At 69.4% G+C, this 13,953-nt stretch carries 13 protein-coding genes and 1 tRNA gene; 10 read left to right on the top strand and 4 right to left on the bottom strand.

Annotated features, from left to right (window positions below):
• Positions 1–5 precede the first annotated feature (5 nt).
• The gene (locus tag ACQUSR_RS14885; RefSeq protein ID WP_431043043.1) at positions 6–893 is read right to left on the bottom strand and encodes a diiron oxygenase; all 888 of its coding nucleotides are present in this window, start codon (positions 891–893) and stop codon (positions 6–8) included.
• A 721-nt stretch (positions 894–1,614) separates the two neighbouring features.
• Here ACQUSR_RS14885 and asnB point away from each other — a divergent pair.
• The 8 genes from asnB to ACQUSR_RS14845 all read left to right on the top strand — a co-directional run bounded on the left by asnB (position 1,615) and on the right by ACQUSR_RS14845 (position 9,076).
• Positions 1,615–3,831, top strand: a complete 2,217-nt coding sequence (gene asnB, locus ACQUSR_RS14880; RefSeq protein ID WP_431043042.1) for an asparagine synthase (glutamine-hydrolyzing) — start codon at positions 1,615–1,617, stop codon at positions 3,829–3,831.
• The gene (locus ACQUSR_RS14875) at positions 3,828–4,619 is read left to right on the top strand and encodes a CPBP family glutamic-type intramembrane protease (RefSeq protein WP_431043041.1); all 792 of its coding nucleotides are present in this window, start codon (positions 3,828–3,830) and stop codon (positions 4,617–4,619) included. Before asnB ends, ACQUSR_RS14875 begins: the two co-directional genes overlap by 4 nt.
• Positions 4,612–5,388 (top strand): hypothetical protein, encoded by a 777-nt coding sequence (locus ACQUSR_RS14870; RefSeq protein ID WP_431043040.1) that lies wholly within the window; start codon positions 4,612–4,614, stop codon positions 5,386–5,388. Before ACQUSR_RS14875 ends, ACQUSR_RS14870 begins: the two co-directional genes overlap by 8 nt.
• Positions 5,388–5,669, top strand: coding sequence for a PqqD family protein (locus ACQUSR_RS14865; protein WP_431043039.1), 282 nt, complete (start codon positions 5,388–5,390; stop codon positions 5,667–5,669). Before ACQUSR_RS14870 ends, ACQUSR_RS14865 begins: the two co-directional genes overlap by 1 nt.
• Before the next feature lie 120 nt (positions 5,670–5,789).
• Entirely contained in the window at positions 5,790–6,995 is a 1,206-nt protein-coding gene (locus ACQUSR_RS14860; RefSeq protein WP_431043038.1) for a hypothetical protein, read from the top strand.
• A gap of 32 nt (positions 6,996–7,027) precedes the next feature.
• Entirely contained in the window at positions 7,028–7,240 is a 213-nt protein-coding gene (locus tag ACQUSR_RS14855) for a (2Fe-2S)-binding protein (RefSeq protein ID WP_431047600.1), read from the top strand.
• A gap of 27 nt (positions 7,241–7,267) precedes the next feature.
• Positions 7,268–7,804 carry a hypothetical protein gene (locus tag ACQUSR_RS14850; RefSeq protein WP_431043037.1) on the top strand — a complete coding sequence of 179 codons (537 nt, stop codon included), beginning with the start codon at positions 7,268–7,270 and terminating at the stop codon, positions 7,802–7,804.
• A 9-nt stretch (positions 7,805–7,813) separates the two neighbouring features.
• Positions 7,814–9,076: an MFS transporter gene (locus ACQUSR_RS14845; RefSeq protein ID WP_431043036.1), complete on the top strand. Its 1,263-nt coding sequence runs from the start codon at positions 7,814–7,816 to the stop codon at positions 9,074–9,076.
• 112 nt (positions 9,077–9,188) lie between these two features.
• On the opposite strand, the gene ACQUSR_RS14840 is transcribed toward ACQUSR_RS14845, so the two are convergent.
• Both ACQUSR_RS14840 and ACQUSR_RS14835 read right to left on the bottom strand, forming a co-directional pair.
• Positions 9,189–9,262 (bottom strand) — tRNA-Pro (locus ACQUSR_RS14840).
• Between the two features lie 95 nt (positions 9,263–9,357).
• Entirely contained in the window at positions 9,358–10,284 is a 927-nt protein-coding gene (locus tag ACQUSR_RS14835; protein ID WP_431043035.1) for a metallophosphoesterase, read from the bottom strand.
• A gap of 77 nt (positions 10,285–10,361) precedes the next feature.
• On the opposite strand from ACQUSR_RS14835, the gene ACQUSR_RS14830 reads away from it, so the two are divergent.
• Positions 10,362–10,826: a GatB/YqeY domain-containing protein gene (locus tag ACQUSR_RS14830; protein ID WP_431043034.1), complete on the top strand. Its 465-nt coding sequence runs from the start codon at positions 10,362–10,364 to the stop codon at positions 10,824–10,826.
• A 153-nt stretch (positions 10,827–10,979) separates the two neighbouring features.
• Here ACQUSR_RS14830 and ACQUSR_RS14825 read toward each other — a convergent pair whose 3' ends face one another.
• Positions 10,980–13,223 carry a transglycosylase domain-containing protein gene (locus tag ACQUSR_RS14825; protein ID WP_431043033.1) on the bottom strand — a complete coding sequence of 748 codons (2,244 nt, stop codon included), beginning with the start codon at positions 13,221–13,223 and terminating at the stop codon, positions 10,980–10,982.
• A 385-nt stretch (positions 13,224–13,608) separates the two neighbouring features.
• On the opposite strand from ACQUSR_RS14825, the gene ACQUSR_RS14820 reads away from it, so the two are divergent.
• On the top strand, positions 13,609–13,947 hold the full coding sequence (locus ACQUSR_RS14820; RefSeq protein ID WP_431043032.1) for a WhiB family transcriptional regulator: 339 nt from the start codon (positions 13,609–13,611) through the stop codon (positions 13,945–13,947).
• Positions 13,948–13,953 lie beyond the last annotated feature (6 nt).

Genomic DNA, 13,953 nt, shown 5'->3' with positions numbered 1-13,953 from the left:
AGGGCTCACAGGGAGAGCCCGGTGGTCAGCCCGGCTGCCTGAAAGGCGTCGAGAGTCGCGGGGTCGTCCAGGGCGCCGACCTCCGCGAAGTAGCGGACGGTGGTACGGCTGGCGTCGGCTATGGAGGCCCGGACGGTCAGGGCCGGGTACGACTCGGCCAGTACGGCTTCCGCCTGCGCGGCGGTGAGGCCGGCCGTGAGCAGGGAGCGGGCCGTCGCCGGGTAGTCCGGTTCGAGGAAGGCCGTGACCAGCTCGGGCAGCCAGGGCCCTAGCCGCTGCCGCTGGCCGGGGCTCAGGGAGTGCCAGAAGTGCTTCAGCACGCCGCGGAAGTAGGCGTGGTGCTTGCCCTCGTCCTCGGCGTGGTCGCGGACCACGTCGCGGACCGCGGCGGGCAGCCTGCGGTCCTGCGGGAGATCGGCGAGGATGGCCGAGATGAGTGTCTCGCTGACGATGCAGAACGCGAGGGACTCGGTGCCGCGCAACTCGGGCTCCATCGCCGCCCGGATCTCCTCCAGCCGCCGGATGAAGGCGGGTTCGGGCAGCCGGTGGGCGATCCCGGTCTCCGCCGCGACCTGGGCCATGAGGTCATGGGAGAACTGGGCGTGCCACGCCTCGTCCGTCGAGATCTTGAAGGCGTCCTCCCGCATGGCGGCGCACAGGTTCAGATCGTCCCGGCCCCGGCTGAGGTCCACGGTCACGGGCAGTACGGCGACGGATTCCAGCTCCGTGGTGAAGTGCAGGTAGTGGTAGAGCCGTTGGACGAGGATGCGGTGCACCGTCTCCGGAGCGGCGCTGCGAACGATCGGGTGGGACACCACGGGAACGAGTTCGGGCGGGAAATACACCTGGCCTTCGGCCGCCTGTGAAAGCACTCGACGTGGCTTGACGCGCACGCTTGCACGCTGATCCCAGTTACCGAATTTGCTCTGGTACTCACCAGCTACCGCAGACTCCGGACAAGCAAATACTGACCGTTTTGCGGACATGACAGCGAACCCTAGATCAAGTTTGGTCAACAAGTAAAGGAAAAAGACAGAGACATTCTTCGGCGACGAGAGAGTCTGGTGCGGATGTCCTGACAATCAAGGTGTTCACAGTTTCCGGTGCAGCCTGTGACAGAACGGGCGAGTGGGGCAGGGAAAAAAACCGGCCACCGTCAGTCGCATGGCCGGAAATTGTTCCTTGGAATGTGTTGACCCGTCATGTCTCGGTCAGTTAGAAAGATCGCCGACAGGTTCGAGATCCATCCGGACCTGCTGCACGGGGGTACCAACACCGCGTTCTTGCTCGTTCCTTGAGTGCTGCGGGTTGTGCTGATGGATGTTCCAGTGAGCCACGGGCGCTGTTCGCCCGTCTGGCGGGTCTAGTCGACGTCAGTACCACCCATGCGGAATTGGCCCCTCCATATTTCCTGATGGAGGAGGTGAAAGCCATGAAGAAGTACACCAAGCCGTCCGCCAAGAAGGTGGGCACCGGCACCATCCTTTCCAACGGCGTCTGATGACCCGTTGTGCGTCACGCCCGGCAACGGGCGTGACGCACCTTCTTCAGTACTCTCGGGCCCGTTTTCGCGGCGGCCCTGCTTATTCGTTGTCCGTGAACGGGGTGGGAAGAATGTGCGGCATTGCTGGTGTGGCCCGGATCGACGGGAGCGCCCTGTCCGAGGAGGCCGACGGCCTTCTGGAGGCATTCGCCCACACGCTCGCCCACCGAGGGCCCGACGACCGGCGGCTGCTGCGCGAAGGGCCGGTGGGGATGGCCTTCAACCGGCTCTCCCTGGTCAACCCCGAGGACGGCGCCCAGCCCCTGGTCAGCACGGACGGCAACGTCGCCCTGATCGTCAACGGCGAGATCTACAACCACCGCGAGCTCGCCGCCGGGCTGCCCTCCGGCACCCGGCTGACCACCGGCTCCGACTGCGAAGTCCTGCTCTATCTCTACCAGCGCGACGGCCTGCGCTTCCTCGACCGGGTGAACGGCATGTTCGCCTTCGTCCTGTGGGACCGCGCACGCCAGGTCCTGCTGATGGGCCGCGACCGCTTCGGCATCAAGCCGCTCTACTACCACCGCGACGGCGAGCGCGTCGTCTTCGCCTCCGAGATCAAGGCGCTGTTCGCCGACGCCGCCACCCCGCGCCGCCTCGACTGGAACCGCGCGCTCGGCGAGTACGACATGAACGCCACACCGGCGTTCGTGCACGGCCGCATCACCACCTGGTTCGAGGACATCGAGATCGTGCCGCCAGGTGTGATCATCGAGACGCGGCTGCGGGACGGCGGGACCACCGAGCACCGTTACTGGGAACTGCCCGGCCCCGACGCCGACTCCGACATGACGGACGAGGACTACGTCGCCGCGTTCCGCGACCTGCTCGCCGCCTCCGTCGCCGACTGCGCCACCGCCGACACCGACCTCGGACTCTTCCTCAGCGGAGGCATCGACTCCGCCGCCGTCGCGGCACTCGCCCCGGGCAGCGGCCTCCAGACCTTCACCGCGCTGACGCCGGGCACCGTCCTCAACGGCGACGCGCGCGGCGGCCACCGGACCGCCGAACTCCTGGGCCTCCCCAACCACCAGGTGCTGATCGGCTCCGACCGGGTGCCGAGCCCGCAGGAGTGGCGGGACCTGGTGTGGCTGGCGGAGACCCCGCTGGTCGGAGCGGAGATCTTCTACAAGTTCGAGATGCACCGCTTCGCCCGGCAGAACTTCCCGGAGATCAAGGGCATGCTGCTCGGCGCCGCCGCCGACGAGATCAACGGCGGCTACATCCCGCGCTTCGCCGGCGAGGGCGGCGACTGGGACGACTTTGAGTCCAACCTTCGCGACCTGTACCGGCGGCAGGCGCTGGAGCGCAACCCCAAGCTCGGGCACTGGTGGGAGCACGACGGTGTTCCGCTGCTCAACGACGCGGCCATCGACCCCGGCTCGCCGTACGCGGCCGACCCCTACGCCGGGTACCTCACCTGGCAGTACCGCACCCTGGAGCAGTACAACGTCTGGCACGAGGACCGTACGGCGGCGGGCAACGGCACCGAGGCCCGGGTGCCCTTCCTCGACCACCGCCTCGTCGAACTCGTGGCCCGGATACCCGCCCACCGGCGCGCCGCACTGCTGTGGGACAAGCGCATCGTGCGCGAGGCGATGAAGGGCGTCCTGCCCGAGGAGATCCGCACTCGCCCCAAGGGCTACTTCTTCTACGGCGAGGGCGCCCGCCACACCAACCGCGCCCTCACCCGGCTCCTCGCACAGGACGGCGCCGCCCTGCTGGAGCAGGCACTCTCCAGCGACAACGCGCGCCGGTACCTCAGCGCCGACGGCCTGCGTACCGCTCTGGGCCAGCTCACCCGCAGCCCCAGCACGGGCAATGTCGAGCTGCTGCTGAGGATCGTCAACCTCGGCCTGCTGGAGGTCATGAGCGCGCAGCCGCCGGCGCCCCCGGTGCGGGCCGCCGCCCGTCCCACCCCGGTGGAACTGGCCGTACGGGACTGGGAGCGCACGGCCCCGGAGATCGTCGCCCAGGTGGTCACGGAGCCGGAGATCGACCAGGAGCGGGTGTACGCGCTCGCCGACAACGTCCTGCTCGCCACGGTGCCCGCCTCCCCCGACTCCTGGTTCGTGGTGGTCGACGGCGGCTTCGAGTACGAGATCTCGGCCGCGGACGACGCCGCCTGGCTCGCGCTCCTGCAGAGCCTCGACGGCACCCTGAGCCTGGCCGAGACACTGGCCAAGACGGGCGGCGAACTGGCGGACGTGGCCGAGCTGTTCCAGGAGGCGCTGGCCCTCGGCCTCATCACCGCGGAGCCCGGCGCCGGGGAACCGGCCCAGCGATGAGCACGTCGCCCCCGGCTTCCCCCGCCGCCGGTCACACCGGCTTCCTGGCCCGCGCCTTCGACCGTACGGCCTGGCCGCCGCACCATGTCCGGCTGCTGTCGGCCGCGGTCATGGCAGCCTTCGCCGTGGCGCTCTGGTGCCAGGGCGGCATCTGGCGTGCGGCCGCCGCACTCGTCGCCGTGGACGCGCTGGCCGGGCTGCTGCCGTGGCGGATGCCCCGTACCCTCCGCACCGGAATCGCCTACTGGGGCGAGAACGCGATCGCCCTCGCGGTGCCGATCTCCTTCATCGCGGTCGCCGCGGGCACCGGCGCGTCCTGGCTCACCCAGGGCACGGACTGGTGGTGGTACCTCGTGGCGCTCGCGCTGGCCGCGGTGCTGCTGCTGGCCGGGGGAATGAACTTCCGTCTGCTGTTCTCCGGGGATCTGGCCTTCCTGATGGGGCCCAGCACACCGCTCCAGGCCAGGACACGGGCGACCACGGGGACCCTGGCGCCGTTCGGCGAGGAGTCGCTGTACCGGTCGGTGGCCGTCACCGCGTCCGGCCCCGCGGGCATCGCGGTCTCGCTGCTGGGCGCCGCCGCCTTCATCGCCCGGCACCACGTCGGTGACAGCAAGTGGCGCAAGGCCCCGCGGGTCCTGGCCGTGGAACTGCTGGCAGCGCTGTCCCTGCTGGCCCTGGTCGCCTTGTCCGGCTCGATCTACCCGGCGCTCCTGGCCCACCTGGTCAACAACGCGCCGTCCGTACTGCTTGAGCTCCAGCGTTCACAGAAAGAGAGCCATGGCTGACAACTCGTCGTCCCATCTGCCGGAGTTGCGCGCCCAGGGCCTGCTCCCGGACGCGCCCCGATGCGTCTACCAGGCCGGCTCCATCGTGCGCGGCTGGGGCAACCCGACCAGCGACGTCGACCTGTACGTCATCACCGACCAGGAGTGGAGCGGCCGGGTCGACGGTGCCCCCATTCCGCTCGGTGCCGACATCTTCCACTCCATAGAGACCTACGTGGAGGGCACCCGCTGCGACATCAGGTACCTGACGGACGCGCAGGTCGAGGCGGTCCTGGCGAAGGTCTCCCACGAAGCCTTCGACAGCGCCGTGGGCGAGGGCGTCCAGCTCGACCGCCAGGAGACGGTCCTGCTGGAGTGGCTCCGGCACGGTGTGGCACTGGAGAACGAGGAGTGGCTGCGGCGGCGTTCGGACGAGCTCAAGGCGTCGGCCTTCGGCGCCGTGCTGGTCCAGCGCGGCCTCAACTACGCCGATTCCCGCGTCGAGGACGCCGTGGGCCAGATGTCGATCGGTGATCTGGAGAGCGCGGTGCTCTCGGCGCACGTGGCCCTGGGGTACGCGGTGGACGCGCTGCTCGCCTCGCACGCCGAGTACGGGCAGAACCCCAAGTGGCGGGCCAGGAGATTCCGTTCCGTGGCGCAGTCGGTCCTCTCGTTCGAGGACTACTGGGCGCTGGAGACCATGCAGTCCTTCGATCCCGCCGACCCCGCCGCGTGGGTCAACGAAGTCCTTCCCGTGTGCCGCAAGATCTCGATGGAAGTGATTCTCTGATGGCAGAACAACCCCACCTCTCCGTCGACCAGATCCCCTCGTACCGGCCCGATGTCCGGGTCCGAAACGTTCGGGGCGGATTCCTGGTGGCCGTGGCCAACAACGCCTTCGAACTGTCCGAGACCGCGAGCTTCATCTGGAAGCACATCGACGGACGGAACTCGATCGCCGATATCGGGCGGCTGCTGGCCGGCGAGTACGACATCGATGAGGAAACCGCGACCGCAGACACCAAGGAAATTCTGGAATATCTCGCGACGACCGGCTCTGTCGTCTTCTGACGAATGCACCAGGTCAGACGTGGTGGTGGGCCGCGAGACGTACTTGATGGGAATACGATGAACACTTCCATACTCACAGCGAACAATTGGCTGACCCCAGAGCGCACCCAATCCGCCTCCGTGACCTGGAACCAAGGCCGGCTTTCCCTTTCCGCCCCGGCAGGCGCAGGGGCCACGGGCTCCGACAGCTACTTCGTGCCGAGCCTGCCGGTCGAGGTCCACTGCCACGGGCTGGGTGACGTCGACTTCTCCGACTTCAGCCGCATGGACCTGAAGGAGCTCAACGAGGCAGCCCGGGCCGAGGGAATCATCTGCATTCCCACGCTCTACCTCCGGCAGGAGCGGCTCGACGACTTCGTCCGGTTCATGGACGTCTTCTCCGGGCAGCGCGCGGACGGGGAGCTTCCGTATATCGGAGCGATGGCCCTGGAGGGCCCGCTGGTCGCCAGCTTCGGCGGCACCCCGGCCAGTTCCGTCTGGGCGCCGTCGCGCGCGGAGTGGGACAAGCTGGCGTCCTGCGGGCCGCTCGGCCTGGCCTACATCATGCTCTCGCCCGACGCGCTGACCCCCGGCTCGTACGTCGCTCCGGCGCTGCCGGCCGGCTACCCGGACCTGGCGTGGATCGTCACCACCCTGGTGGAGCGCGGAGTGCGCCCGGCCCTGGGCCACTTCACCCGCGAGGACCCCCAACTGGGCGCCGACTGCGTGGAGGTGGCCATCAGCGCCGCCGAGGCCGCGGACTTCCCCGGAAGGGGCGTCCGAGTGATCACGGACCACCTCTTCAACGAGATGCCCTTGCTGATCAAGCACGCGTTCCGCACCTCCCGGGCGAAGGCCGAGCGAGACCGCGTCATCGCCTCGTACGACCTGCCGTCCTGGAACCTCACCGACCTGCACGAGCAGGCCGGGCCGGTCCCGGCGGCGATCATCCGCGCCGCCCACGCGGGGCGCATCACCGCCTGCCTCAACTTCGACGGTGAGCACGTGGACTTCGCCATCGCGCAGCGCGCGGTGGAACTGGCCGGGCCCTCGAACATGATGCTGATGACGGACCGCAGCGACACCCCGAACCTCGGCGGCCAGCATCTTCACCGCGACGCGGAGAACTCCCTCTGGTACCAGCACGAGGGCGTGGTGGCCGCCGGCACGCAGCCGATCGACAAGCAGATCGCCAACGTGCGCGGCCTCGGGGTCTCGGAGTCCGACATCTGGCACCTGGTCTCCTTCACCGCCCACCGCACCTTCTTCCCGGAGGCCGATCTCCTCGGCCGGCAGCCGGAGCGCGGCTGCTTCGTCGTGGACGGCAAGCGGATCGCCGTCGGCTGAGCCCACGGCTCGAAGGGGGTGCCCCGGTGGCGATGTTCGAACCCGATCCCGACTGCGTCGTGTGCGTGTGCCACTCGGTGTCCGAGGCCGAGATCGTCTCGGCGATCAGGGGCGGGGCCGACTCGGTGGACGGCATCGGCGACCGCTGCCGCGCCGGCACAGGGTGCGGGAGCTGCGTCGAGGCGCTCCATGAACTGATCGACGACTTCTCCGTCGCGGATCACGAGAAGGCCGTCGGTCACTGACCAACGCCGATGAACAGGGGCACACAGATGGGTACGCCCACCGACGAGGCAGACCTCAGGGCCTTCATGAGCATGCTGCCACCCGCCGCCCGCATGCGCGTGGCCGAGATCGCGCGCGGCCGCCCGGAACTCGACACCCGCCGGATCGAGTGCGCCGAGACCCTCTACCAGCGGGTCACCGGCCGACGGCCGTCCATCACCCTGGATCACGCCCGGTCGGCCACGGCGGCCTTCGAGGACGGGACGTTGAGCGGCATCTGGTGCGGCGGGACTTCGGCCTTCCCCGCTCCCGGCGAGGCGCGGACGGAGCTGCGCGCCCTCCACCGGGCGTTGATGGTGCACGGCGTGCTGTACCTGGCCGCGGGCCACCCCGGGCGGGAGAGCGCCGACACCGGGGAGAGCGCCGACGCCGCGGACGAACTCCTCGCCGCCCTTGCCGCGACGGGTTTCCACTCCGCGCACGTCGGTCGTGGGACCGGCGGGATCTGTGTACTCGCCTTGAAGAAGTCCCGCTGCTGCGACGACGGGCCACGCCGGATCTATGACAGCCATGCCGTCCTGTAGGAGCTCACGATGACGTACTCGCCGCGCCCCGCACGGCAGGGCCACCCGGTGTTCTGGCGGCTCTGGACGGCACACACCACCAGCGCCTTCGGCACGGCTGTCACTACCGTCGCGATGCCGTTGGTCGCCGTCCTCGAACTGGACGCCGGTCCCTTCGAGGCGAGTCTGGTGGCGGCAGCGGCCATGTGCGCGTGGCTGCTGTTCGGGCTGCCGGCCGGGGTGCTGGTGCACCGACTCCCGCTGCGCCCGGTGCTGGTCGCCGCCGACCTGGTCCGGGCCGCGGCCCTGGGGTCGGTGCCGGTGGCGGTCTTCCTGGACGCGCTCACCCTCGCCCACCTCGTGCTCGCGGCCTTCGTACTCAGCGTGGCGAGCGTGATCTTCGACGTCGGCTACTCGACCTACTTGCCCGCGGTGGTCAGCAAGGACCGGCTGACCGCCAGCAACAGCCTGCTGCAGGGCAGCGAGTCGGTCTCCCAGGTGGCGGGCCCCGCGCTGGGCGGCAGCCTGGTGCATGCCCTTGGCGCGGCGTACAGCCTGATCGCGGACGTGGTGAGCTACGTCGTCTCGGCGGCTCTGCTGCTGACCGTGCCGTCACCGCGCCATGAGGCGCCGGAGAAGGCGAAGCGCAACATGGCGGCCGAGATCCGTGAGGGCATCGAGTTCGTCCGACGGCATCCCGTGATCCGCCCGCTCGTCCTCGCCGGCACCGCCTTCAACTTCGCCACCGCGGCCTTCGAGGCGCTCACCGCCGTCTTCCTGATCCGCACGGTGCAGACCAACTCCCTCACCGTCGGTTTCCTGATCGCCAGCATGGGCCTGGGCGGTGTCATCGGCGCGGCCGTCACGACTCCCCTGGTCAACCGGCTGGGCACCACCCGGGTCGCGATCGTCACCCTGATCGTCAGCCCCGTCTGCGCCCTGATGATGCCGCTGACCTCCTCGGGCCTGGGCCTGGCCCTGTTCACGCTGGGCAACCTCGGCTGGGGCGCCTGCACGGTGACCTTCGCCATCATCGGCCGCACCTACCGCCAGACGGCCGTCACGCCGGACCTCCTCCCGCGCGTGATGGCGACCGTCCGGTTCGTCTCCTGGGGCGTCTTCCCCATCGGTGCCCTCCTCGCCGGAGTCCTCGGCGAAACCGTCGGCAACCGTGCCGCCCTGCTGATCTTCGGCCTCTGCACGCTCCTGATACCGGTCCCCGTCCTGTGCTCACCCCTCCGGAAGACCCGCGACCTCCTCCAGGTCGACCTCACCCCGTCCGAGCGTGTCTGAAAGGCGGATTGAGGGACCGGTAGTCATGCGGTGAGCCACGCGGTGAGTCACGCACAACAAGCCAGAGGCCCCATCCGCGAGCGGATGGGGCCTCTGGCCTTTTGCTTCACCGTCGGGGTGGCGGGATTTGAACCCACGACCTCTTCGTCCCGAACGAAGCGCGCTGCCAAGCTGCGCTACACCCCGGTGCAACGAGCTCTACTCTAGCCCACGCGGAGCCAGAGACGAAATCCGGTTTTCGCGCCCGCTTGTGCAGGTCAGGTCGGGTCGGCGGGGTCGGGTCAGTCGCGGGCGGTCAGGGTCAGGAGGGTGGCCTCCGGGGGGCAGGCGAAGCGGACCGGGGTGTAGCGGTTGGTGCCGCAGCCGGCGGAGACGTGCAGGTAGGAGGTGTGGCCGCCGGCCTGGTGGGTGGAGAGGCCCTTGACCCGCTTCGTGTCGATGTCGCAGTTGGTGACCAGCGCCCCGTAGAAGGGGATGCACAGCTGTCCGCCGTGGGTGTGGCCCGCGAGGATCAGGGGGTAGCGGTCGGCGGTGAAGGCGTCCAGGACACGCAGGTACGGGGCGTGGACCACGGCCAGGGAGAGGTCCGCGCCCGACTCGGGGCCGCCCGCGACCTCGCCGTAGCGGTCGCGCTTGATGTGCGGGTCGTCCAGGCCGGTCAGGGCGATCTCCAGGCCGTCCAGCTTCAGGCGGCCGCGCGCGTTCGACAGGCCGACCCAGCCGGCCGCGTCGAAGGCGTCGCGCAGGTCCTCCCAGGGGTTGTGGATCGCGCCGACCACCGGCGGGTTGCCGTTCAGGCCGTGCCGCCCGGTGGCCTTCTCCATCAGGTACTTGGCCGGGTTGCGGAGCTTGGGGCCGTAGTAGTCGTTCGAGCCGAAGACGTACGCACCGGGGTACTCCATCAGCGGGCCCAGCGCGTCCAGCGTCTCCGGCACGCCGTCCGGGTCCGAGAGGTTGTCGCCCGTGTTGATGACGAAGTCGGGGCGCAGCGCGGCGAGGGACTGCAGCCAGCGCTGCTTCTTGCGCTGGCCGCCGACCATATGGATGTCGGAGACCTGGAGAACGCGCAGCGGTCGCATTCCGCGCGGCAGTACGGGCACCGAGACCCGTCGGAGCCGGAAGGAGCGGACTTCGAAACCGGCGGCATAGGCGAGGCCGGCGGCGCCGACCGCCGTGATTCCCAGGGGTACTCCGTATCGCGCGCGCATGCGTCCCATCGTCGCAGACCCCCGCGGTGGACGAAATCTTCGGGTGATTACCGGCCAGGGCTGGCAGACTCATGGCCATGACCACGCTCAAGTCCAAGCTGCACGACGACCTCACCGCGGCGATCAAGGCGCGCGACGAGCTGCGCTCCTCCACTCTCCGGCTCACTCTCACCGCGATCGCGAAGGAGGAGGTCGCGGGCGACGCCGCCCGTGAGCTCTCCGACGCCGAGGTGGAGAAGATCATCGCGCGCGAGGCGAAGAAGCGCCGCGAGGCCGCGGAGGCGTTCGCGCAGGGCGGCCGGGCGGAGCAGGCCGAGCGGGAGCGGGCGGAGGGCGAGCTGCTCGCCGACTACCTGCCGAAGCAGCTGACGGACGACGAGCTGGACGGGCTGGTCGCGGAGGCGGTCGAGGAGGCCAAGGCGGGCGGCGCCGAGGGGCCCAGGGCCATGGGTGCCGTGATGAAGATCGTGAACCCGAAGATCGCAGGACGCGCGGAGGGCGGCCGGGTGGCCGCCGCGGTGAAGCGCCGACTCGCGGGCTGACGGGCTGAGGCCGGGGGCCGGGGCCAGTCGGCCCTTGCCCCGAGCCCCGGCCAGTCCGCGCCGGGCGCCCGTACTGCGTACGGCGTACGGGCATGTCGCGCCGGCGCCGCGAAGACGCGAGGCGCGGGCCCGGCCTGGGCGGGGCCGCAGGCCCTACCGCTGCCTGCGGCCGTGCCCGCCGCCGTTCTCGTTTCCGCCGAGGATGTCGCGCGGGTCCCAGTCCCCGTCGGTGCCGCCGATCAGGTCCGGGGGGATGGTGACGTCCGGCCACGGGCCGCCGATTCCGCCGCTCCCGTTGCGGCCCGGCTTGTCGTCCCCGCGGCCGTCGCGAGGCGGCTTCTTCTGGGCCGGGTCCTTGATCGGTACCGTCACGAAGCCCGGCGCGGGCTTGCCCTCGAGCGCCCCCGCCATGGCCTCACGCCAGATCGGGCCGGGCACCTTGCCGCCGAAGACCTTGTCCCAGGTGCGTCCGCCGATGCTGATCTTCACCATCCTGCGCTCGTGCCGCGGGTCGCCGACCCACACCGCGCCGGCCAGGTTCGGGGTGTACCCCACGAACCAGGCCGCGTAGCGCTCGTCGGTGGTGCCGGTCTTGCCCGCGCTCGCCCGGCCGCTGAGCCCCGCCTCCCGGCCCGTGCCGTCCTCGACGACGCCCTTGAGCAGCGTGGTGACGGTGTCTGCCGTCTTCTGCGACATCGCGCGTGAACACTCGGTCTGCGGCACCTTGAGCTTCTTGCCGCCCGGTGCGGTGATCGACTCGATGGCGACCGGGGTGCAGTAGACGCCGCGGTTGGCGAAGGTCGCGTACGCGGTGGCCATCGTGAGCGGGGACATCTCCTGCGTCCCGAGGGCGATCGCCGGGCCCTGGTCCAGCTTCTTGCCGTCGGCCCGCGCGACGCCCATCCTGTCGGCGAGCGTGGTCACCGGGCAAACGCCGATGTCGCTGATGAGCTGCACGTAGTAGGTGTTGACGGACTTGGCCGTCGCCTCCCTCATGCCGTACGGACCGACCTCCGTGGTGTTCTCGTTCGACACGGAGTCGCTGCCGCTCCACGAGCCGTCGCACGTGCGCACCGGGCTCGGGTACGGCATCCGGTACGGCGACGGGTAGGACTTGGTGGGCTTCACTCCCCGTTCAAGCGCGGCGGCCGCGACGATCGGCTTGAAGGTCGAGCCGGGCTGGTAGCCCACGCCGCCGCCCATGTCCTTGTCCACGGACAGGTTGATCGGGGTCTCGTTCCCCTTGAAGCCGTAGGGCCGCGACTGGCCCATGCCCACGATCCTGCCGGTGCCCGGCTCGACGAGGGTGACGGCGGTGGCCACCTCGTCGCTCGCGTAGACCTTGTCGCGTATGGCCTTCTGCACCGACTTCTGGGCCTTGGGGTCCAAGGTCGTACGGACCGTGAGGCCGCCCCGGTTCCAGCGCTTGGCCCGGTCCTCCCGGGTCTTGCCGAACACCGGGTCCTTGAGGAAGACCTCGCGGACGTAGTCGCAGAAGAAGCCCGCGCCGTCCACGGCGGTGATGCACCCGTTCTTGGGCTTGCTGACCTTGAGGCCGAGCGGCTTCTTCTTCGCCTTGTCGGCCTCGGCCTGGGAGATGTTCCTCACGTCCGCCATGCGCTGGAGCACGGTGTTGCGGCGGAGGGTCGCCTCGCGCGGGTCGTTGACCGGGTCGTAGCGGCTGGGCGACTGGACGAGGCCGGCCAGCAGTGCCGCCTCCTCCAGCTTCAGGTCCTCGGCGTGCTTGCTGAAGTAGCGCTGGGAGGCGGCCTCGGCGCCGTACGCCTGCTGCCCGAAGAAGGTGATGTTCAGGTAGTTCTGCAGGATCCGCCGTTTGCCGAGTTCCTTCTCGATCTGGATCGCGTACTTCAGCTCCCGGATCTTGCGGCCGATGGTCTGCCGGGTGGCCTCGCGGACCGCCTCGGCGTCGTTGCCCGCCTCCTCGACGAAGACGTTCTTCACGTACTGCTGGGTGAGCGTGGAGGCGCCCTCGGAGACGCCGCCGCCCTGCGCGTTCTTGTTGAGCGCGCGCAGCACGCCCTTGAGGTCGACCGCCCCGTGCTCGTAGAAGCGCGCGTCCTCGATCGCGACGATCGCCTGGCGCAGATACGGGGAGATCTTCTTCAGCGGCACCTCGGTACGGTCACGCGAGTAGACCTTCGCGATCTCGCCGCCCCGGGCGTCCAGGATGGTGGTCCGCTGGCTGAGCGGCGGCGTCTTGAGGTTGGCCGGAATCTCGTCGAACTCCTCGACGGTCCCCTTGGCCGCCAGCCCGAGCGCTCCCACGGCGGGCAGGGCGATGCCCGCCAGCACGGCACCGGCGAGCACGCTGACGCCGAGGAACTTCGCGGCCTGCTGTGTGGTGGAGAGGCCCCCGCCCGAGCGCTTCTTACCCATGGCCGAAGCCTACGTGCCGAATCGCCGGACAGGGGCCCAGGTGTTCGCATACGCTGTTTTACGCCAGCCACAAATGTGCGACCTCGCTTCATCCCCTTCATCACTCAAGTGAGTGATGAGACCTGCCCCAATTGGCGGGGTATGGCGTTGAACGTTCCCTGTGGCTCGGATGAGTCGTCCCGTTATGTCGGGAAAGCCCATAATGTCGTCAGCTCACTCCGTTGGGTGATCTGCCGCGTACGCATAGTCCGTTCGGGCCATTCAAGATTGGGCCCGCAGGGGCTGTTGCGCCCTGCCTGCCTTCCGTAACGTCCTCAACTGGCGACGGTGCATATGCCGTTTGTCGCCGTGGGGGAGCCTCGATTCGGGAGAGGACGGCGCCAGCATGGGCTGGGTAACCGACTGGAGTGCGCAGGCCGCCTGCCGCACTACCGATCCGGATGAACTATTCGTCCAAGGCGCGGCACAGAACAGAGCCAAGGCGGTGTGCACGGGCTGTCCGGTGCGGACCGAGTGCCTGGCTGATGCCTTGGACAACCGTGTCGAATTCGGCGTATGGGGTGGAATGACCGAGCGTGAGCGGAGGGCGCTGCTGCGCCGCCGGCCGACGGTCACCTCATGGCGGAGACTGCTGGAGACCGCGCGCAGTGAGTACGAGCGCGATGCGGGCATCCTGACCGTCGAAGACGAGGAAGAGTACGGCAGTTTCGCTGCCGCGGGCTAGGTCGTG

It is taken from the genome of Streptomyces sp. P1-3, assembly GCF_050613155.1.
Classification (GTDB): Bacteria; Actinomycetota; Actinomycetes; order Streptomycetales; family Streptomycetaceae; genus Streptomyces.
The sequence above is the reverse complement of the archived record's forward strand: the minus strand, read 5'-3'. Positions and strand labels throughout refer to the sequence as shown.

Excerpts from the sequence above, each read along its gene's own strand:
- asnB (WP_431043042.1), top strand. The coding sequence starts at position 1,615 with ATGTGCGGCATTGCTGGTGTGGCCCGGATCGACGGGAGCGCCCTGTCC.
- ACQUSR_RS14825 (WP_431043033.1), bottom strand. The coding sequence starts at position 13,223 with ATGGGTAAGAAGCGCTCGGGCGGGGGCCTCTCCACCACACAGCAGGCC.
- ACQUSR_RS14830 (WP_431043034.1), top strand. The coding sequence starts at position 10,362 with ATGACCACGCTCAAGTCCAAGCTGCACGACGACCTCACCGCGGCGATC.
- ACQUSR_RS14820 (WP_431043032.1), top strand. The coding sequence starts at position 13,609 with ATGGGCTGGGTAACCGACTGGAGTGCGCAGGCCGCCTGCCGCACTACC.
- ACQUSR_RS14875 (WP_431043041.1), top strand. The coding sequence starts at position 3,828 with ATGAGCACGTCGCCCCCGGCTTCCCCCGCCGCCGGTCACACCGGCTTC.
- ACQUSR_RS14865 (WP_431043039.1), top strand. The coding sequence starts at position 5,388 with ATGGCAGAACAACCCCACCTCTCCGTCGACCAGATCCCCTCGTACCGG.
- ACQUSR_RS14850 (WP_431043037.1), top strand. The coding sequence starts at position 7,268 with ATGGGTACGCCCACCGACGAGGCAGACCTCAGGGCCTTCATGAGCATG.
- ACQUSR_RS14870 (WP_431043040.1), top strand. The coding sequence starts at position 4,612 with ATGGCTGACAACTCGTCGTCCCATCTGCCGGAGTTGCGCGCCCAGGGC.
- ACQUSR_RS14835 (WP_431043035.1), bottom strand. The coding sequence starts at position 10,284 with ATGCGCGCGCGATACGGAGTACCCCTGGGAATCACGGCGGTCGGCGCC.
- ACQUSR_RS14845 (WP_431043036.1), top strand. The coding sequence starts at position 7,814 with ATGACGTACTCGCCGCGCCCCGCACGGCAGGGCCACCCGGTGTTCTGG.
- ACQUSR_RS14855 (WP_431047600.1), top strand. The coding sequence starts at position 7,028 with ATGTTCGAACCCGATCCCGACTGCGTCGTGTGCGTGTGCCACTCGGTG.